The 19389-nt window shown below is 60.8% G+C and carries 27 protein-coding genes; 24 read left to right on the top strand and 3 right to left on the bottom strand.

The window, feature by feature from the left end:
• Window positions 1-9: 9 nt before the first annotated feature.
• Complete coding sequence (locus QW887_RS09620) at window positions 10-456, bottom strand: hypothetical protein (protein ID WP_316194429.1); 447 nt, start codon at window positions 454-456, stop codon at window positions 10-12.
• Window positions 456-1109 carry an HNH endonuclease signature motif containing protein gene (locus QW887_RS09615; RefSeq protein WP_316194428.1) on the bottom strand — a complete coding sequence of 218 codons (654 nt, stop codon included), beginning with the start codon at window positions 1107-1109 and terminating at the stop codon, window positions 456-458. Before QW887_RS09615 ends, QW887_RS09620 begins: the two co-directional genes overlap by 1 nt.
• Before the next feature lie 97 nt (window positions 1110-1206).
• On the opposite strand from QW887_RS09615, the gene QW887_RS09610 reads away from it, so the two are divergent.
• The 24 genes from QW887_RS09610 (at window position 1207) to QW887_RS09495 (ending at window position 18639) form a co-directional block, all read left to right on the top strand.
• Entirely contained in the window at window positions 1207-1662 is a 456-nt protein-coding gene (locus tag QW887_RS09610) for a hypothetical protein (RefSeq protein ID WP_316194427.1), read from the top strand.
• A complete protein-coding gene (locus QW887_RS09605; RefSeq protein ID WP_315740055.1) occupies window positions 1655-2047 on the top strand; it encodes a hypothetical protein in 393 nt (130 codons plus the stop codon). The genes QW887_RS09610 and QW887_RS09605 overlap by 8 nt, the downstream gene beginning before the upstream one ends.
• 87 nt (window positions 2048-2134) lie before the next feature.
• Window positions 2135-2890, top strand: a complete 756-nt coding sequence (locus QW887_RS09600; protein WP_315740054.1) for a hypothetical protein — start codon at window positions 2135-2137, stop codon at window positions 2888-2890.
• 74 nt (window positions 2891-2964) lie between these two features.
• Window positions 2965-3339: a hypothetical protein gene (locus QW887_RS09595; protein WP_315740053.1), complete on the top strand. Its 375-nt coding sequence runs from the start codon at window positions 2965-2967 to the stop codon at window positions 3337-3339.
• Complete coding sequence (locus tag QW887_RS09590; RefSeq protein WP_315740052.1) at window positions 3336-3629, top strand: hypothetical protein; 294 nt, start codon at window positions 3336-3338, stop codon at window positions 3627-3629. The genes QW887_RS09595 and QW887_RS09590 overlap by 4 nt, the downstream gene beginning before the upstream one ends.
• Window positions 3630-3778: 149 nt before the next feature.
• Complete coding sequence (locus QW887_RS09585) at window positions 3779-4177, top strand: hypothetical protein (protein ID WP_316194426.1); 399 nt, start codon at window positions 3779-3781, stop codon at window positions 4175-4177.
• A gap of 555 nt (window positions 4178-4732) precedes the next feature.
• A complete protein-coding gene (locus QW887_RS09580) occupies window positions 4733-6256 on the top strand; it encodes a hypothetical protein (RefSeq protein WP_315740050.1) in 1524 nt (507 codons plus the stop codon).
• A gap of 21 nt (window positions 6257-6277) precedes the next feature.
• Window positions 6278-7288 carry a M28 family peptidase gene (locus tag QW887_RS09575; protein WP_315740049.1) on the top strand — a complete coding sequence of 337 codons (1011 nt, stop codon included), beginning with the start codon at window positions 6278-6280 and terminating at the stop codon, window positions 7286-7288.
• Between the two features lie 39 nt (window positions 7289-7327).
• A complete protein-coding gene (locus QW887_RS09570) occupies window positions 7328-9463 on the top strand; it encodes an ATP-binding protein (protein ID WP_315740048.1) in 2136 nt (711 codons plus the stop codon).
• A 17-nt stretch (window positions 9464-9480) separates the two neighbouring features.
• Complete coding sequence (locus QW887_RS09565) at window positions 9481-9945, top strand: hypothetical protein (protein WP_315740047.1); 465 nt, start codon at window positions 9481-9483, stop codon at window positions 9943-9945.
• Window positions 9946-9953: 8 nt separating this feature from the next.
• A complete protein-coding gene (locus QW887_RS09560; RefSeq protein ID WP_316194425.1) occupies window positions 9954-11966 on the top strand; it encodes a hypothetical protein in 2013 nt (670 codons plus the stop codon).
• A gap of 11 nt (window positions 11967-11977) precedes the next feature.
• Window positions 11978-12394, top strand: a complete 417-nt coding sequence (locus QW887_RS09555) for a hypothetical protein (protein ID WP_315740045.1) — start codon at window positions 11978-11980, stop codon at window positions 12392-12394.
• A 66-nt stretch (window positions 12395-12460) separates the two neighbouring features.
• Window positions 12461-12883 (top strand): hypothetical protein, encoded by a 423-nt coding sequence (locus tag QW887_RS09550; protein WP_316194424.1) that lies wholly within the window; start codon window positions 12461-12463, stop codon window positions 12881-12883.
• Window positions 12884-13034: 151 nt separating this feature from the next.
• Window positions 13035-13406 (top strand): hypothetical protein, encoded by a 372-nt coding sequence (locus QW887_RS09545; protein ID WP_315740043.1) that lies wholly within the window; start codon window positions 13035-13037, stop codon window positions 13404-13406.
• The gene (locus tag QW887_RS09540) at window positions 13406-13777 is read left to right on the top strand and encodes a hypothetical protein (RefSeq protein WP_315740042.1); all 372 of its coding nucleotides are present in this window, start codon (window positions 13406-13408) and stop codon (window positions 13775-13777) included. The genes QW887_RS09545 and QW887_RS09540 overlap by 1 nt, the downstream gene beginning before the upstream one ends.
• A 66-nt stretch (window positions 13778-13843) precedes the next feature.
• Window positions 13844-15469 (top strand): ATP-dependent helicase, encoded by a 1626-nt coding sequence (locus QW887_RS09535; protein ID WP_315740041.1) that lies wholly within the window; start codon window positions 13844-13846, stop codon window positions 15467-15469.
• Window positions 15469-15837: a hypothetical protein gene (locus QW887_RS09530; protein ID WP_315740040.1), complete on the top strand. Its 369-nt coding sequence runs from the start codon at window positions 15469-15471 to the stop codon at window positions 15835-15837. Before QW887_RS09535 ends, QW887_RS09530 begins: the two co-directional genes overlap by 1 nt.
• Window positions 15838-15857: 20 nt before the next feature.
• Window positions 15858-16616 carry a hypothetical protein gene (locus QW887_RS09525; protein WP_315740039.1) on the top strand — a complete coding sequence of 253 codons (759 nt, stop codon included), beginning with the start codon at window positions 15858-15860 and terminating at the stop codon, window positions 16614-16616.
• Window positions 16616-16801: a hypothetical protein gene (locus QW887_RS09520; RefSeq protein ID WP_316194423.1), complete on the top strand. Its 186-nt coding sequence runs from the start codon at window positions 16616-16618 to the stop codon at window positions 16799-16801. Before QW887_RS09525 ends, QW887_RS09520 begins: the two co-directional genes overlap by 1 nt.
• Window positions 16802-16810: 9 nt before the next feature.
• Window positions 16811-17134, top strand: coding sequence for a hypothetical protein (locus QW887_RS09515; RefSeq protein WP_315740037.1), 324 nt, complete (start codon window positions 16811-16813; stop codon window positions 17132-17134).
• Entirely contained in the window at window positions 17118-17387 is a 270-nt protein-coding gene (locus tag QW887_RS09510) for a hypothetical protein (protein WP_315740036.1), read from the top strand. Before QW887_RS09515 ends, QW887_RS09510 begins: the two co-directional genes overlap by 17 nt.
• Complete coding sequence (locus tag QW887_RS09505) at window positions 17384-17656, top strand: hypothetical protein (protein ID WP_316194422.1); 273 nt, start codon at window positions 17384-17386, stop codon at window positions 17654-17656. Before QW887_RS09510 ends, QW887_RS09505 begins: the two co-directional genes overlap by 4 nt.
• Window positions 17657-17992: 336 nt before the next feature.
• Entirely contained in the window at window positions 17993-18250 is a 258-nt protein-coding gene (locus QW887_RS09500; protein ID WP_315740033.1) for a hypothetical protein, read from the top strand.
• Window positions 18247-18639: a hypothetical protein gene (locus tag QW887_RS09495; protein WP_315740032.1), complete on the top strand. Its 393-nt coding sequence runs from the start codon at window positions 18247-18249 to the stop codon at window positions 18637-18639. The genes QW887_RS09500 and QW887_RS09495 overlap by 4 nt, the downstream gene beginning before the upstream one ends.
• 1 nt (window position 18640) lies before the next feature.
• Here the strand turns inward: QW887_RS09495 and QW887_RS09490 are convergent, their stop codons facing one another.
• Entirely contained in the window at window positions 18641-19366 is a 726-nt protein-coding gene (locus tag QW887_RS09490; protein ID WP_315740031.1) for a helix-turn-helix transcriptional regulator, read from the bottom strand.
• Window positions 19367-19389 lie beyond the last annotated feature (23 nt).

Genomic DNA, 19389 nt, shown 5'->3' with positions numbered 1-19389 from the left:
GCCGAGCTGCTAAGCCCGCTGGATCGTCTCCTCGATCTTTCGCTTTCGCACCGACCGCACGTGCTCCAACATCTCGCCATGCGACATGAATCTGATCCGGGACTTGTCTGTGGCGAGACGCATGGCCTGCACGGCGAACTCCGCGGTCACGTCGAACCAGCTGCCGGCGAGGCGCCGGTTCCCCTTGTCGAACACGCTGCACACATCGCCCGCGATCCGGTTTGCGAGCAGCTCACCATCGACCCAGATGATGTGGTGAACCTGAAGGTCCTTCCAGCAGCCGAGCTGCATGGTCTTCAAGCTGCTCTGCAGGTTCGCTGAGACGCCGATCCGTAGCGGCCGGCCGCCATAAGGCCCAATCGCGTAGACGGAGCAGAAGCCCAGCTTCGTGAAGATCTCGCGTTCCTGCTTCGTCGCGAACCAGGGCAGGCCGTTTACGATTTCAGATTTCGCCACTAGGCAGCACTCCGCCGGAGACCATTGCGGATCAGAGAAACAGTGCTCTCACTAACGTCGAACATCTGCGCGAGAGATTTTCCTGACAGATCAGACGATCGGATGATCTGAACCTGCTCATCTGTCAGCTTCTTCCTTCGGTTTCGCTTTTCCAGACCCGTAACCCTCTTCCACGAGAGTCCTGTCCTGATGCGATTTACCGTGTGCGAGGAGAGACTCAGCGATTCGGCGATCTCGCGATCTGATCTGCCCTCTAACCCTGAGATCTCCCTCACCTGGTCGGCAGACAGTTTTGCTGAGGGATGCGATTCTCCAAATCGCACACGCCCCTTGCGAACAGCATCTTCGCTGTTTTCCTTCGGAGTCCCGGCGAAAAGGTGATCAGGATTGACGCAAGCCGGCATATCGCAGCGATGGCAAACAAAGACGCCAGGAGGCAGGCTGCCAGGACCGTGAGTCAGAAGAAACGCTGCTCTGTGCGCCTTCATCATCAGAGGCGCCCGCGTCGGGCCGAACAGGCCGCTCCAGATCACGCCGTAGCCAGCCTTGTTCGAGGCTCCGAACCACAGAAAGCAGCCACAATTCGGCTCTGGTAGGTACCAGCGCTCGAACCGATTTTGCAGAGATGCCAAATCAATCGCATTTAAGTCCATTCCGGACCTATATACGATTCTTTGCTTGAATGCAAATTTGCTGTTGCGTCGCGCGCAAATGCAAATTACCCAGATCGCACCCACTCAGGAGGGATAGATGACCGATAGAAGACCAGTGCTTTCCGCTGACGCCCTTCAGATCATGCCAGCGGAACACAAGGCGTTGCTCGAAGTCCGTGAGCTGTTCGCCAACGGCGCTTTCCACCACGACCACGAGATGAATTTCGGCCAGCAGAACGGCTTCAACATGGAGTGCCTGTTCGACAAACGCGAGTGCGGGACGACCGCCTGCATCGGCGGCTGGATGTGGGCTGTCATGAAGCGAGATGGCGCCACCGAGAGCAAGAGCGGAGCCCGATACGTCAAGGACGATCGCAGCTATCGCCTTCAATTCCTGTTCTATCCGCCGCTCGATGACCTCAACGGCATGACCTACGACTACATCACGCCCGGCGCGGCCCTGGCGGCGATCGACAATTTCCTGTCCACGGGCGAGCCGAATTGGCCGCAGGCCTGCGGTATCGATCAGTCCTTCGAGGTCGAAGATGCTTGACTTCAGTAAGCCCATGCAGACCCGGGAGGGGCGCCCTGCCCGGTTCATCGGCCGTGGCTTCTGGAATGGCCCGGGCTGCGGACCACTGTTGTTTGCTGTTGATTGCGATGGCGTCGAGCGCCTCGCCTTCCGTGAGGAGGACGGCCGGTATCCGAAGTGTTACCGCGGCGGTGAAGAGCAGTCCATGTGGGACATCGTCAACGTCGGCCCTGACGTGGTCGTAATCGTGCTCGGCGGAAACGCACATGTGGCGCAGATGAAGCTCGGCATGTCGGTCGAGATCCGCGACTACGATGTCGAGGCCTTCTCCGAGGATCCTGAAAACGGAATCCTGAGGGACAACCACGGCCGACTGTATCAGTGCAGCCACTACAGCTGCTCCTAACCAACACCCCCGTTGAGCAAAGCGCGCCGCCCTCTGACGGGGGTGGGAATGCACGGCACGCACCAACCACCACCAAGGAGAGACTGAATGGACCCCACCATGGGCGAGGCCACCTTCGACGTTTCCGAGTCCGCTTCCGCGCTCGTGAACGAAACCGCCGTCGTCACCACGACGTCGCCGGCAACTGCTCCGGAGACAAATTATCCGGTCGGTGTCGTCGACTTCAACAAGCCGTTCGAGGTGTTCGACTCCAACGACGACGACGATCGACACAGCAACGCCCGCGTCCTGGCCGTCCTGGCCGGCAACAACTATCCGGTGGTCGTCGTCTCGAACGACGGCAGCGAGGAGGTTGTCACTCAGTTCGACACCGATGGCAACAGCCTCAACGGCGACCTGAGCGTCGAGAACGTCGGCCCCGCGGTCGAGCAGCTCAAGTTCGTGATCATCTTCAAGGACCGTCGCGAATTCTCGCTCGGCGCCGAGCTGTATGACACCGAGCAGGCGGCGTTCGACGTGGCACGCAACGAAAGCGATGTCTTCGCAGTCCTGCCGGTCACGATCCCTGCCCTCAAGCAGGAGATCCCGCCGGTCCAGGTCGCCGCCACGTCCGATGACGACGAGGAGGACGAGGGCGAGGCAGTCGATGCCGGTCCGAAGTACGTCGCCGGCATGACGCTGAAGACCGGCGACAAGGTGCGTGCGTATCGCAAGAACCGCGGTTCGCGCACCTGCACCATCCTCAAGACCCGCCACTACCCGGCACACAAGCAGCTCTACATCCAGGCGGATGCCGAGAACCCCTACTGGGCGCTGAACAAGAACATCAGCCGCAACTGGTGATGCGACCTGCCCGCTCTCTACGGAGGGCGGGCACCCCACCCATTTTCTTCGACCATCAACAACAAGGCCGTAGCATGAAAGAGCCAGTCCGAGTCATCGATGAGCCGACCTTCGCCGCTCGCCTTCGCGAGGTGCTGTCGAGCACCGATCTTTTCCAGGTGAATGCCGTCACCGGCCCCGGGCGATCCGGCGCTGTCGCCGCCGTCTATGCCTCGCATATCCTGCACATCCCGTATATTCCGTACGGAGCCCGCTGTCCGGCAGGCTTCAAGCTGCTGATCGTCGACACCGCACGTGAGAGCGGCCGAACGCTGCGCAAGGCAGCCCGGCGCTACACGGACTCCGATCCGACCGTCGTGGTCGCCTTCGAGGAACCGCCTCGCGTCATGTTCTGGTACGAGGCGCCGAAGCCGCAGTTCTACCGGCACGAGAACAAGGTGGCGGCATGAAGCGCGCCATCCTCATGGCAGCTCTGCTGCTCGCCGGCTGCGACGACGGCGATAACGGCATTCCCAAGCCGCGCCTGACATGCACCCAGGTCACAGCTCAATACCCGTGCGGACGCGGTGGCACATGCGAGCAATGCGGCAACTGGCAGATCGGATGCCCAAAGCCGCTGGAGCTGCATCAGCAAATCGCGACCGGCAAATACGGGAAGGATGAAACCCAGCTCGTCTGTCGATTGAAGGAGCATCGCGATGTTTCTGCGTCGTCGCCGATGGCGGCACCCCTGCGATAAGGGCGATCCGGCGCAGCGCGCCATTGGGGCTGCGTTCCGCTTCCTGCTCGAAGAGCGCACCTGGAAGCGCCATCCCGAACCATTCTCGAAGAGCAAACGAGGACGCGAACGTCGGGCCGTGAGGCGCTTCGTTCGCCGTGGAGACCACCATGAAGCTGAAATACTGGTCTGACCGCGAGCAGCAGATCCTGCGGGACAATCCGCAGACGCCGGTCAAGGAACTGAAGAAGAAGCTTCCCGGCAGATCGGAACAGGCGATCAGACGGAAGCGAGATGATCTCGGGCTCGCCGCCATTCGCGAGTACAAGAACTGGTACCCATCCGACGATCGGCAGCTGATCGAGCACGCGAAGACCAAGGGCGCGATCGAGGTGGCGCGGTTGATGGGGCGCGGTGAAGGATCAGTCCGCACGCGAGCCGAAACCCTCGGCATCAGGTTTAAGAGCGAGGTTTCGAAGTATGCGACGACCGGCAACGCGCTCGTTGATGCGATCCGGCGTCGCTGCGAGGAGGATGGCATCGCAGTCCGAGACCTCGATCGCAGCTAAAGACAGGGGCGTATTTCTCGAGTCATTGCCTGGGGTCGAAGGCCAGGCGCCGACTCCCGGTGATGAAGCACATCGCCAAGGCCGTCGACTTCTTCGGCGGTGAATTGGTCATCAACTGGAAAGACGAATAGAGGAGGGAACAATGGACGCAAGCCGGCCGCGATCTCGGGGCGGCCGGTGACTGAAAAGCGCGGTAACGAAGGGACATAGGCAACAGTGAGAACTCTTCTAGGACGGGCGGAGAAGAGTAGAAAGAACAGAGTATGCGTCACAACAGGACAGGCGGTCTCGTTCGGCGGGTCCGCCTTTTTCGTTCACGGGACAGACCGGATCGGACAACGACAACTCCAAATCCCGCACCCAGGAGACGTTGCCCGTGACCACTATTCGCTACCGATCAAGGGATAGACCACAAGAGGCGCTCAAGCGCCCAAACTTTTCGCTTGCTCTTTTGTTTGCTTGAATGCAAAAAGCGAACGGGAGAGGACTCCTCGCCGGCAGACGTGTGTCAGCTCGTTTGCTTGAATGCAATTCGCATGCACACCGGAGAAATGCATGTCCTTCTACCTCGTCCGGCTTGAGCCGGATCCGAACCAGCCCGGCGTCTGCACCGATGTGCCGCTGCCGGAATACGGTCCCTACGAGAAGGGGAGTGAAGCCGCCAAGGAGGCCAAGCGCGTCGGCGACTACCTTGGCGTCCGTGTGCAGCCTCGGCGCATGAGCCAGGCTGGAGATTGGCGCGAACGCCATCGCAAGCGCCTCGCTGATGGCATCGAGCGCGGCATTCTCAAGGCACTGCCGGCGAAATGGAACCTTCCGCCGATCGCGGACCACTTCGCCCATATCCAGCTGGTGGGCGCACCCACCATGATCACCTTCGTCGCAACCGAAGAGGACGCGATCCTCGACAAGTTCACCTCGATCACCCCTGGCCGGTACATCAGCCGGTACTTCGATATCGGCGACAGCAAGATCCCCGACGACCAGCGGCGCAAGCTGATCGCGGCGATCGACCCCAGCGGCGAGATCCATTTCGCCTTCTCTCCCGCAGATATCGCCCACGTGTACGCGAATGGCCCCTCCTCGTGCATGGACGGCGACCACTCGTTCTCAACCCCGGTCCGTCCGGTCTCGGTGTACGGGGGCGGCGACCTGGCGGTTGCTTACACGGTGAATAGCCGTGGCAGCATCCAGTCTCGTGCAGTGTGCTGGCCGGAGAAGAAGGTCTATGGCCGCTGCTACGGCGACGTGCAGCGTCTGGAGTCTGCTCTTCAAGCAGATGGCTTCGAGACGCCGCGCGACGATCACTCCGCCGATGGCAACGGCCCCACCTTCGTCGGCGCCAGGATGCTCAAGGTGTTCCTGCGTAACGACGAAAATTACGCGGTGATGCCCTACTTCGACGACCTCAAGGTCTGCATCGATGCGGGAGATCACTGGATCACAGCGGACAAGGAGCCGCCTATCGACGCGGCCGATCATCCAGACATCGTCAAGAGCGGTGGGACGAACGGCTACGCAGAGATCCAGCGCTGGTGCCCGAAGATGCTTCGCTACTTCAGCAAGCGGTCCTTCAAGCACGTCTACGGCGTCGAGCAGCAATGGTCGGCTGGAGCGATCGAACATTACGCCTTCAGGTGCGAAGGCACACAGGAGCTGTGGCCTGACGAGGCGAAATACAAGGTCGTCATCCCAGATGGCGGTCGCTACGGCAACGACATGTACGTCTCCAAGAAGTGGTTCGAGGAGAACGGCGCGATTTGCGAGGTGTCAAATTTGCCTTGCAAAAAGTCCGATCTCGTCGAGCACAACGGCAAGACGGTCTCCCGCCATTGGGTACGGCGGGAGAAGGAGCGCACTCAACGTGAATACGCTCGCAGGCCGTATGGCGGATTGAATGTCTGGGTCGATGAGTATGAACAGATCCCGATCAGCCGACTCACCATGCCACGTCCGGACTTCACCATCCGCGACATGCTCGAAAGCCGCTTCGATCCTCCGGCCCCAGCACCCCGCGAAGCTGAGTACGTGACGGCCCAAACGATCGATGGCCGCACGATCCGTCGACGCATCGCCTAATCCCCGACGAAAGCATAAGCAATGAGCAACAAAGACCTCGAAACCCTCACCGCGATGCTGACCTATCGCCGCCCGGCGGGATCGCCTACGGAGGCGGAGTTCATCGAACGCTTCCTGATGCCGCTCGGCGTCAAGAAGGACCAGTTCGGCAATCATTTCCTCATCATCGGCGAGGAAAGCCCGACTGTCCTATGGTCGTCGCACACCGACAGCGTCCACAATCGGACCGGCTACCAGAAGGTCCATTACGACGGCAAGTTCCTCCGCCTGCCGGAGAAATCGAAGTCGAATTGCCTCGGCGCCGACTGCGCTTCTGGCGTGTGGATCATGACGGAGATGATCAAGGCCAAGGTGCCTGGTCTCTACATTTTCCATGCTGCAGAGGAGATCGGCTGCATCGGCTCCAGCGCGATTGCTGAGAAGAACCCGAAGTTCCTGGAAGGCATCCAGGTGGCTGTGGCGTTCGATCGTCGCCGCACGCACTCGGTGATCACTCACCAGGGACCGCGCTGCTGCTCGGATACGTTCGGCAACTCGATCGCTGCTCAGCTGCCCGAGGGCTACAAGCTCGACCCGACCGGCTTCCTGACCGACACCAAGAAATACATCAACCTGGTGCCGGAGTGCAGCAACCTGTCGGTCGGCTACTTCGAAGAGCACCATCCGACCGAGAAGCAGGATGTTGATCACCTGATCAAGCTGCGCGACCACATGGTCAAGATCGACCAGAGCAAGTTCGTGGTCGAGCGTGATCCGAAGAAGCCAGAGCTGCCCAGCCAGATCCTGAGCAAGCTGTCCAGCTACCGGCGCAAGCGGCCATCCACGGTCTACGACCTGGTCTATCACAACCCGGGTCCAATCGCTCGCTTCCTGCAGGATGAGGTCGGCCTCACCTTCAAGGAAGTGAACACGATCATCGAATGCCAGAACCAGAAGCCTGACATCGATCAAGGCGGCAATCTCTCGATCTCTGACCTGTTCGATGACGACGACGATTTCGGCTTCGGCTTGGGCTCGAAGATCGCCTCCTGATCCACACAACATCACCACTGACAACAGAAAGACCACGCCATGAAGCTTGGAATGCAGGATCACGTCGACGTCGCATCCGGTGTGCAGTCGGAGATCAAGGTCACGTTCGACATGAACGCGGTCGCCTTCTACGCCCAGATGTCGGGCCTGGCGAAGGACAAGATCGGCTACCCCATCCGCGAGATCTCGACCAACGCCTGGGACGCCTCCCGCGGCAATTACGAGGTCCATCTGCCGACCGGTCTGAACCCGGTGTTCCGCGTCCGCGACTTCGGTCCTGGCATGACGCCTGAGCAGATGCAGGACGTCTACGCCAAGATGTATGCGTCGACCAAGCGCGAGAGCAACAACGACGTTGGTGGCTGGGGTCTCGGCCGCTTCTCGCCCTTCGCCTACCTGATCGGCGAGAACGGCGCTGGCTCCTACAACGTCGTCTCCTACACCGGCGGCATGATGCGGGCCTACGTGATGTCGCTGGCTGCCGGCGGCTTTCCGGTGCTGCGCCTACTCGCAGAGGTTCCGTCCGACGAGCCGTCAGGCCTCGACGTGTCGTTCCCGGTCCGCCGTGAAGACGTCCACGCCTTCAACAGCCGTGCCAGCCAGATCCTATGGTCGTTCAATCCGCGCCCCAGGATCACCCCGGCGCCGCAGTGGAATGATGCTGAGGTGTCGTCCTCCGGCGAAGGTTGGACCTGGTACAAGGACCATACGGTTCCGTTCTACGGTCCGCAGGTCCGCATGGGCTGCGTCATGTATCCCATCGATCTGCGCCAGATCGAGACCACCGGCTTCCTGCATCACGACGACACTGTGCTGTTCGACGCTCCGATCGGCTCGCTGAAGGTCACGCTATCCCGTGAGGAGCTGGCTTACGACGAGAACACCAAGGGGACGCTGAAGAGCCTGGTCGCGTCGTTCGAGCAGAACTTCATCAACCAGGTCCGCCGGAAGGTGGATGCGGCCAAGACGCTGTTCGAGGCCTGCAAGGTGTTCGAGACCGAGCAGGAAGAGCTGGGCATAACCCGGCTGGAAAAGCTGCGCAACCTGATCGAGTGGAGCGGTCGCCGCCTCCACCAGCACATTCTGAAGAGCGACTTCAAAACAGCCAAGCTGCATGACGGATGGCGGTCGTTCGAGAAGTTCGATGACATCGAGGTTCGCACGTCCTGGGCTGCGGACGCCACGATCGTCATCGAGCATAATCCGAGCTACTCGCTCAGCCGCTTCATGATGGCGGAGCTGGTCGGCAAGAAGGTGCTCTGGGTCCGCTGCAAGCGTATCAACCGCGATGCCACTCTCGCTCGCCTCGGCAATCCCGAGAATGTTGTCGATCTCGACAGCTTCAAGGTTCCGGTCGAGAAGCGTCGCGGCAAGACGGTCCGCAAGCGCCGCACCCTGGTGGTCAGCGCAAGCGGCCTGCACAAGATGACGCAGGACGTCGATCTGGCCGATGGTGGCGAGTACATCGAGGAGTCGACCGCGGGTTACGGCCGGCGGCGGCGCCACGACAGCTGGTTCTATGTCAACGGTCGCTCGATCAGCCTCTACGACCTCGACAGCGTGGTTGCTGACTGTGTGCGGCTCGGCATCCTGGAAGTTGGTCAGATGTTCCTGATCAAGGGCCAGGACGCGGTGACTCCGGACAACTGGTCGGAGCTGGACATCGTCTCCGACCTGAAGGCGAAGGTCGATCCGGAGCATCTGACCGAGAAGGACAATCGCACCTCGCTCAATAGCAACCTCTCGGTCTGGGCCAAGAGCCGTCAGATCGAGCGGATGCCGGACGATGTGCAGGCCTTTTGGTCAAAGCTGCACCAGGCTCAGTCCAGCCTGTCGCGCCGCGGCGCCCGGGAGACCACGCCATCCGACATCGCTCACGGTGCCCTCAAGAAGCTCGGCATCTCCGTCGAGATCAAGAGGGCAGATGATCCCGTGGTCGTGGTCGAGAAGGAATATGCCGCATTGGGCCAAAAGTACCCGCTGCTCCGGTCGATCATCAATCGCGCCGGCTACTACAGCTTCGACGGCGAGACCTACCGACAGCTGACGCACTATCTCGGCCTCCTGGTTGACAGCCAGGAGTTCCGGAAGTTGGCGCCGGCCAAGGACGAGAAGGTCATCGTCGAAGATGACGAGGATGCAGACCTCGACGAAGACCTCGACGAGGCGGCCTGAAACCAACGGAAACCGTCATGATCCCGAGCATCATCACTGACACTTCGATCACATTCATCGCACAGGGCCGTCCATGGGTCCTGGCGATGGACCATCCAAAGTTCGACGAGGTCAAGGAGCTGCTGCAGGCGGGTGCTGCCGACGCGGACAAGCTCGTTTGTCTCGCTGACGTGCGGGTGGCGGTCGAAGCGGCCACCGATGGAGCGGCCGTCCTCAATGAGGACGGTCTGTTCCTGAACGGCGAGAAGCTTTCGGAGGCGTGGGAACAAAAGGCTCAGGCGGCTCCGGATGCGATGAAAGTCCTGCTCGTGAGCCCGGGAGACCGGGTTCGCGTCCAGGGCGATCCCGATGCGCCTGACGGCATCTACACGGTCGGCGATGTCGACAATGCGGATGCCGACAAGCGCGTCTACGTCGAGAGCGACGAGGATTTCTTCGGCTTCGTCGCCAATATCTCCATCATCGAGATCATCAAGGAGTGAGAAACCACATGGACTTCTCTCTGTTCAAGCACGCCGTCTCGGCACAGTTCAAGAAGATGCGCGACGGCCATCTGTTCTGCACGGCGGTCGACAAGGACCAGCTGTGGGACGCCTATCTCGAAAGCTTCCCCGCGGGCACCAATCCGGTATTCCGCGAGCGCAGGGAGCATGACTGCAGCTGCTGTCGTCAATTCATCCGTGCAGTCGGCAACGTGGTCTCGATCGTCGACGGAAAGTTGGTCTCGATCTGGGATGGCAAGGTGGCCGATCCGGTCTATCAGACAGTCGCCGATGCGATGTCGCGGCTCGTGAAGTCCCGGGCGATCGCGGACGAGTTTTTCCACTACGAGGCGTCGGTCGGAACCGACAAGAACTTCGAGGACGTTCTCGGCAAGGTTCGGGCCTGGGAGCACTTTCACCTGCACCTGCCGGCGGGCCGCGTCATGCGTGGCGACATGCTGGTTACCAAGCGTTCCGAGATCCGCTCGGCGCACGACGTGTTCCATCGTGCTCTGACCACCCTCTCCATGGACTCGATCGACACCGTCCTGGAGCTGATCGGCCAGAACTCGCTCTACCGCGGCCACGAGCACAAGTTCGCCGTGGAGGCCTTCCGGAAGGCCAAGGTTGCGTTCGATCGGCTGCCGGAAGATCAGCGCGACCCGTTCGTCTGGCTCGCTGTGAAGGCCAATCCGGGCTCTGTGACGGGCATCCGCAACACCTCGATCGGCACCCTGCTCATCGACCTGTCCGAGGGCATGGACATGAACGGCGCGGTCCGCAAGTTCGAGGCCATGGTGGCCCCGGCCAATTACAAGCGGCCGACTGCCTTGGTGACCAAGGGCATGATCGAGAAGGCCAAGGCCACGATCACCGAGCTGGGACTGACGGGCGCCCTGGAGCGGCGCTACGCCCGCACGACGGACATCTCGGCGGCCAACATCCTGTTCGCAGACAACGCGACCAGGAAGGTGATCGACGGCGACGTGTTCGACTCGATCCCGGTCAAGTCGAGCACCCGGAAGATCGACAAGGTCGAAGAGCTGCCGATCGAGAAGTTCCTCTCGCAGGTCGTTCCGAGCGCCGAGTCGATCGAGGTGATGTTCGAGAACAAGCACATCTCGAACCTGGTCAGCCTGATCGCGCCGGTCGATCCAGGTGCCTCCCGGCTGTTCAAGTGGGACAACAACTTCTCCTGGTCCTACAACGGTGACATGGCGGACGGCGTCCGCGAGCGCGTCAAGCAGGCCGGCGGCAACGTCAGCGGCGACCTGTGCTGCCGTCTCGCATGGTCGAACTACGACGATCTCGACTTCCACATGCGCGAGCCGGACGGGAACGAGATCTATTTCGGCAACAAGGGTCAGCGGTCTCGCTGTGGCGGCATGCTGGACGTCGACATGAATGCCGGCGCCGGCCAGAGCCGACATCCGGTCGAGAACATCTTCTACAGCTCGCAATCGACGATGCGGGAGGGCATCTACGAGCTGATCGTGGAGAACTTCTGCAAGCGAGAGTCGGTCGATGTCGGATTCGAGGTCGAGATCGACTGGCTCGGCCAGATCACGCGGTTCGCCTATCCCAAGGCGGTCCGCCACAAGGAGAAGATCTCTGTCGCGAAGCTCAAATACTCCCGAGCCAAGGGCATCGAGATTATCTCCTCCATGCCGTCCACGCAGTCGACCAAGACGGTCTGGAACATAGCGACCCAGGCCTTCCACCCGGTCAACCTGATGATGCTGTCACCGAACTACTGGGACGGTCACGGCGTCGGCAACAAGCACTACTTCTTCATGCTCGAAGGCTGCCTGAACGACGGACAGGCACGCGGGTTCTTCAACGAGTTCCTCCGCGAAGATCTCTCCAAGCATCGGAAGGTCATCGAGATCGTCGGCTCGAAGATGAGGACGGCCGAGTCGGCCGACCAAATCAGCGGCCTCGGTTTCTCCAGCACACAGCGCAACGAGATCCTGGCCAAAGTGAAGGGCAATTTCACCCGGACCGTCAAGGTCATATTCTGAAGGAGAACTGAATGTCAGATTTGTTCGAGAAGGCCTCTCGCCTGAAGCTCCGCTTCCCCTCCCCGCTCGGCGGTGGCGGCCTGACGGTCGAGCAGCTCTGGGACCTGCAGATCAGCAGCAGGGCCAAGAACAGCGCGGACTTGACCAGCATCGCCCGCGAGCTGAACCGCCGGCTCAAGGACAGCAGCACCGACGATGACCTGCCCTGGCTCAGCAGCTCGTCGAAGGCTGACAACGAGCTGCAGCTCGCCTTCGACATCGTCAAGCACGTCGTCGAGACGAAGAAGGCAGAGGCCGAGAAGGCTGCCGAGACCGCGGCGAACCGCGAGAAGAAGCAGCAGATCCTGGCTCTGATCGCGGCCAAGGAGACCGAGGAGCTGGGCGGAAAGTCACTCGACGACCTCCGCAAGCTCGCTGCAGAGCTGTGATGCGCCGGCCGGGTGGCCTCTTGCTGCCCGGCCATTTGCTTGAATGCAAACAGAACAGAGGATCCGATGCCAGAAACGGCAAAATGCACCCTTTGCGCCGCGGTGGACTCACCTGGCTTCTACACCGGCTGTATGGTCAGGGACGGTGAGGTGACGGACTGGCGATGCGATGGAAAAGGGCACCTTACTCGCGCGACCTTCCGTGAGGCCCTCGACATCTTCTACCAGGGCTGCCAGCGGATCTCCGAGGAGCACCGCGCAGCGAATTACTCGTCGATCCCCAAGTACACCTGGCACATCGTGGAGCTGAACAAGCGCTGGAAGATCATCCAGGGGACCGGCGTCCACTGCTTCGTCGACAAGGCGACCGGCGACGTCCTCAAGGCCGAAAGCTGGTCCAAGCCGGCCAAGCACGCCCGCGGCAACATATTCGACGAGCATAACGGGCTCGAGAAAATGGGACCGTCCGGTCCAGCGTATCTCCGATGAGGCCCTACGGAGCCAAGCGCACCTTCGCCAGGTGCCGCACCTTCATCCGCAGGATGGGCGGGAAGGTCCATGTCATCATCGCGGTCAAGAACCGGAAACGAGATCGGGCCGCAGCAAAACTCACGGCAAAAAGGGAATCAGAGGCGACGCCATGACGGAAGACGAGATGATGGCTGTCCGGCAGGTCGATAAGACCCCGATCACGGTAAGCCCTGACGATGGTCCCGACCGGACCTTGCTCTACGGCTACGACTGCGAACGCTACACCTGGCACATCTACCAAAAGGACGGACAGATCCATCGGGCCATCTACCTCGGCAGCAATCCGAGCCCGCAAAGCTTCGATAGCGAAGCTCATTTCGTCGCATCGGCTCTTGTGCCGAACAAGCGTCTTTACCCCGAGCATTGCGACTTCGACTTCTGCATGAAGCTGGCCGCGCTCGGCATCCACCTTCCTTTCACAACCTACGGATCCGCAGCAGACGGCGTGAACCGGAAGCCGTTTGCCGGGAGGACTTTCTGATGGCAAAAACTTTCACAGACCTGCAAAACCAGATCATGGCGCGGGCGATCTCGCAGAGTGTCAGCGAGACCATCTACCTGCGCAAGGGTCACTTCCCTGCGACGCGAAGCCTGATCGAGAAGGGATTCCTCGATCCGCACTGCTATGGGATGGTGCAGACCCAGCACGTGACGCCGGAGGGCAAGACCGCCTTCTTTACCGAGCACGGCGAGGTGTTTGCGATCCCTGACATCTACGACAACTGCTGGATCGTCTTCGAGGATCGCAAGGTGATCGCCAAGCCGCGCAGCGAGGAGAACGCAAAGCGCATCGTCGCCGCGCTGAAGGTGCTTCGCCAGAAGGATCGCCTTGAGCAGAAAACCGCCGCTTGATTTGCTTTTATTTGCATGAATGCTAATCGATGCTAACGTGTCCGCACCCAACCAGACGAGGAACAAATGTCCAGCACCGCGGCAGCGCCCGCCATCTACGTTCCGTCGCCGCAGCAGGCTGCCTTTCAGGATGAGGCCTGGAACGGGACCAGCTCGATCGTCCTGATCGCTGTAGCCGGAGCCGGCAAGTCTACCACGATCGTCCACACGGTTAGCCGCATGCGCGGCAGCAGCGTCATCCTGGCGTTCGGCAGGAAGATCGCCGCAGAGCTGAAGGACAAGCTCCAGAAGCTGGGCATCGACTGGAAGAAGGCAGAGGCCTCGACCTGCCATGCGATCGCGCTCCGGAACCTCCGGAAGGACCGGCGCTTCTCCGGCGTGAGGATCGACGAGGAGAAGGTCGGCCGGATCACGGCTGGCTGGATCGACACCAACCGCATCGATGCCTCGCTCGCTCCTCATGTGGGCGTCGTGGTCCAGCTCGTGGGCCTTGCCAAGCAGTCAGGCATTGGCATCCCTGGCTGCGGCGATATCGAGGATACCTCGGTCTGGGAGGATCTCGCCGAGCACTTCGACCTGTTCGATGAAGAGGCTCTGGAGAAGAAGGCGGACGACCTGATCGATCTGGCGATTGAGGTGTTGAACGAGTCGAACAGCAATCCGCAGGTCATCGACTTCAACGACATGATCTATCTCGCCCTGCTCTATCGGGTGAAGATGTGGCAGTACGACACCGTCATCATCGACGAGGCGCAGGACACCAACACGGTGCGCCGGCTGCTGGCTCGGGCGTTGATGAAGCCGAACACCGGCCGGCTGTTCGCGGTCGGAGATCCCCACCAGGCCATCTTCGGCTTCACCGGTGCCGACAACGACAGCCTGGACATCATCAAGCAGGAGTTTGGCGCGAAGGAGATGCCGCTCACGGTCACCTACCGGTGTCCGAAGACGGTGGTCAAGTTCGCCCAGACCTGGGTCAACCACATCCAGGCTCACCCGAGCGCGCCGGAGGGCAGGATCAGCCTCGAAAGCTTCGAGCAGATGATCCAGCAGCGTGACCGGCTGAACGGCGATTCGGCGATCCTGTGCCGCAACACCAGGCCGCTCGTGAACGCCGCCTTCGCCCTGATCCGGGAGAAGGTGCCGTGCCGGATCGAGGGCCGGGACATCGGCGAGCAGCTCAAGAAGCTGGCCACCCGCTGGAAGTCCATCAACACCATCCCTGAGCTGGAGGACAAGCTGGAGGACTGGCTGGAGAAGGAGAAAGAGCGCTGGCTGCCGAAGAAGAAGATGTCGAAAGTCCAAGAGGCCGAGGACAAGTTCGAAACCCTCAAGGTCATCATGGATGCGTGCCGTGAGGACAAGCACGACAGCATCTCCGCGGTCGTGGCCTATATCGACAACATCTTCGCCGACAACGTCGAGGGCATTCTGACGCTCGCGACCATTCACCGGTCCAAGGGCCGGGAATGGAAGCGGGTCTACTGGCTCGACCGGTTCGGCACCTGCCCTTCCAAATACGCCAGCATGCCGTGGGAGAAGGAGCAGGAGATCAACCTGCAGTACGTGGCCGCAACACGTGCCATGGACGAGCTGATCGACCTGATGCCGCCGCTGCCCAAGGTCAAACCGGTCAACGACAACCAGCAGCCCGCCCAGGGTCAGCTGCCGCTGACGCAGAAGGTGGCTTGATGCTGCCGAAGCTCGTCTACCCCTACGGCCGGCCTCCTAATGGGAGTTCGGTCCTCTGGCGGTGCGAAGCCCAGCGATATTCCGTGTGCATCGATCCTGACGCCGATCGCTACGGCGTCACGGATCCGCAGCTGGAAATGCGCTGGCATCGCATCATCAGTCGAACCCCGAAAGGGGCCTGGATCAGCGGACGCTTCGTCCTGCTGACCGCAACCAAGCGATGGGCCTGTCCGACCGAGGAAGAGGCCCTCGAATCCTTCATCGCAAGGAAGCGCAAGCAGATCAGCATCCTGAGCCACAAGCTCCATCGCGCGGAGCAGGACCTGGCGCTCGCTTTTCCCCATATGCACGTCCTCAGACTTGCTTGAATGCAAACAAAGGAAATCCCATGAACGGATGTATCGTATGGAAGGGGCCGTCCGAGGTGGACGGCAGCCCCATTATGCTGCTCGCCACCGGTCTTGAGGACGGCGGCAGCAACTCCAAAACCGGTGCAATGGTGCAGCTCTACATCCTGCGCCAGGACATGAACCCGCTGAAGGCGAGCCAGATCGGCGCCGACAAGGCGATCTGCGGCAGCTGCATTCACATGGGCAGGGTGGTCACCGATCCCAAGACCAGGCTTCGCCGAAACGAGGGCCGCTCCTGCTACGTGATGCTGTGGCGCGGTCCGCACGTGGTCTTCGATGCCTACCAGCGCGGCGTCTATCCCGAGGTGACCCTGGCCAAGGCCAGGAAGCTTCTGGCCGGCAAGCGCGTTCGTGCCGGCGCCTATGGAGATCCTGGCGCGATCCCGATGGCTGTTTGGGAGACGATCCTCGCCAAGGTCAACGACGTCACCGGCTTCACCCACATGTGGCGCGAGAAGCCCGAGCTGGCGGCCTTCTGCATGGCATCCTGTGACACGGAGATCGACCGGGTGCTTGCCAAGGCGCTCGGCTTCCGAACCTACCGCGTGCGCCCTGAGGGCGCTCCGAAGCTCACTGGTGAGGGCCACTGCCCCGCGTCCAAGGAGATGGGCAAGGCCACGCAGTGCGCCCAATGCCTGCTCTGCGGTGGCCACAAGACCGCGGCGAAGGCCGACATCACTATCCAGATCCACGGGCCTGGCCGGAACAACTTTCAACCAGTGCTGCAGGCTGCGTAATGGCCAAGAACGCTGAATATTTCGGCCGCGGCTCCGTTGGCCTGCTCGAATCGCTCGATGGCGAGGAGGACATCGCGAGCCTCATCAGAACCTCGCGCGGCAGCAGCCGCTCCACCCTGCGCGCCACCGATCACCGCCGCCACGATGAGGCGGAGGATGGCTACGACGAATTGGACTTCGCATAGGAGACGACATTGGACAACGAAAAGATCGAGCGCCAGATCGCCGAGAAGATGGTCGATGACGCTCTTGCAGCCGGCTACACGATCGACGTGTGGGACGGCGGTGATTTCCCCCTGAAGCAGAGCAGCGACCGCGAGGCGATCCTCAAGGCAATGTTCTCGACCGACGAGGACAGGCTGTACCTGACCAAGGACGGCAAGACCGCCTGGGTGTGGCTGGTCTACGGCAACAGCTACCACCTGATCAGCGATTACACGATCAGCCTCGCAACGGTCCTGGCCGGCGCCGAGAAGCTCTCCGATGAGCTGGAGGACCAGTATGGCCAAGCTGCTTAAGGAGGCGTTTGGCTTCAAGGCCGAGCAGCGCGTGCGTCTCAAGATCGAGACCAAGGGCGCGGACCACGAGGACATCGAGCACACGATGCCGGCTGGCTCGATCGGCATCATCGACCACATCGAGGTCTACACCGGAAGCCAGGGGATCGTATTCCACGTCTGGATCCCCGTCGACGAGACCAACGAGCGCGGCATCGTCAATTCGTTCGACCAGCTCGATGGACCAATCACTAACTTCCTGGAGGCACTGTGAAGGAGAATCAGGAGCTTACGGAGGCGTTCGGCTTCAAGGTTGGCCAGAAGGTTCGGATCCTTGAAGAGACGATGGGTTCGGATCACGAGGACATTGAGCACGTCGTGGCGGCCGGCGCTACAGGAACGATCGAGATCATCGAGGTTCTGCGGGCGCAAGGCACTGCATTCCACGTCGCCATCCCGGTCGACGACACCAACGAACGTCACATCATCAACGTCTTCGATGAGCGCGACGGTCCCATCACCAATTTCTTGGAGGCACTATGACGAAGCGTAATTTCCGATCACCGCCGTTGTTCTATGTCGCGCAACGGAAGGACGGAAAATGGGTACTGATGGCGACCGAGCCTGTGCTCAGGACGGCGGCGGTACGTCTCGTCGCGTCGGCGTGGAAGGAAGGCAACCTCGCCCGCATCCGGGATGCTGATTCGGTGAGGAAGGCTGCATGATCGTGGGTGCTGATTTGCATAAATACAACCGCGTGTGCTCTAAAAATCACAGGACCGGTGTTTACATGGCGGTAGGAACATTCCTTTGTTCGTGGTGTATAGGCCTGTTGGCCGCCGCCGTGACACAATCGGGACCACAGCAACGAGGTGGGAAATGCCATCGCAGGCACCCGACAACGAGAAGTTTCTGACCGGTGAGGAGACCAAGCTGTGGCGGATTTCCCGCGGGCTGAACCAGGCCGAAGTTGCCCAGTGGCTGGGCATCACGCCGCAGGCGGTCAGCAAGCAGGAGCGGCGCGGCGTCTCAAAGATTGTAGCATTGGCGCTGGCGGCGCTCGACCGTGGTCTGCCGCCATTTCGTCCATCCCAGGAGGACTACGACGCCACCGAGAATAAGGGAAAACGGGAATGAAATCTTCCATCATAGAGGATCCACCTAATCCGGTTCGTAGGGAGATCAACCCGCGCTTCAAGAGCCGGCTGCCCGTCATCATCGGACGGGCATGCGACTGCCTCGTCAGGATCGAGCCCGAGATCAAGAAACTCGAAGTCTTTCTGAGGGAGTTCGCAGAGTATCTCGACTTCGAAATCGAGAAGGTCCGTCTCGAGATTGCGAAGACGGAATGGCAGGATCGAGTCGATCGAGCCCAGCTGGATGATGCTAGGGAGTGGCTCGCAAAGCTTCGTCAGCTTCGGAAGGACTTCGACATCGACCTGATGACGGCCCCTTCAGGCTACATCAGGTCAATGGTCGCTAGGGTCGAGACGCTCTTTGGAGCTATCGACGTAAGTCAGTGCTGACTTACAAGCGCACGATCACGGCGACGATGGCGATCTCAGCGACGTCGTCAAATGCCATCCGCTCTTCATCGCCGGCCGGCATCGTCTTCGTCATGACGAGGCCTCGCTCGTCGATGCTGGTCAGCAGTCGAACCTTCGACTTCCCGTCCTTGCCGGTCACCAGGATCATGTCACCGGCAACGGGATCACGGCGCTTCGTGCCGTAGCAGAGCGACCCTGCCTTCAGCCACAGACCAAACGAATCATCCGGCACATGGAACGCGAAGCCCGTCTCGTCTCCGTCAAGCTGAGGCGGAGCCGGAACGTAGCCATCCCTTCGGCTCGAAGCTGCAGCCTGCAACGAAGCCGGCAGAGCGGACACATGCTTGAACTCGACGGTCGCCGTCCTGGCGGCGATAGGACGCAGTCCAGCGCGCTTCGACATCCCTTCCGGGACTTCTGTGCCGTTCTCCTCCGTCTCAGCTCCGAGAGCCTCCATGACCTTCTTCGTGATCGGGATGCCCGAAGCGTCCGCGATCTTCGCAAGAGTCTTCTGAGTAGGAAGGAAAGGATGCTCAGGGTTGTTGAGGAGGCGCAGCAAAGTCGACGGAGCGAGTTCCGCCTTCCTTGCAAGCTCCGTAGCATTCCACCGCTTTCGATCGAGGATGTAGTCGATCCACTCGATCACGACCTGCTTCGGAGTTTGTGCTTTTGTTTTCGCTGCCACTTTTTCGAGAGCCAAGGTCATTGCAATGCGCCTTTTTCTATCAG

It is taken from the genome of Bradyrhizobium sp. SZCCHNRI3052 (assembly GCF_032484895.1).
Classification (GTDB): Bacteria; Pseudomonadota; Alphaproteobacteria; order Rhizobiales; family Xanthobacteraceae; genus Bradyrhizobium.
Note: the sequence above shows the minus strand (reverse complement) of the source record. Positions and strands in the feature narration are given on the sequence as shown.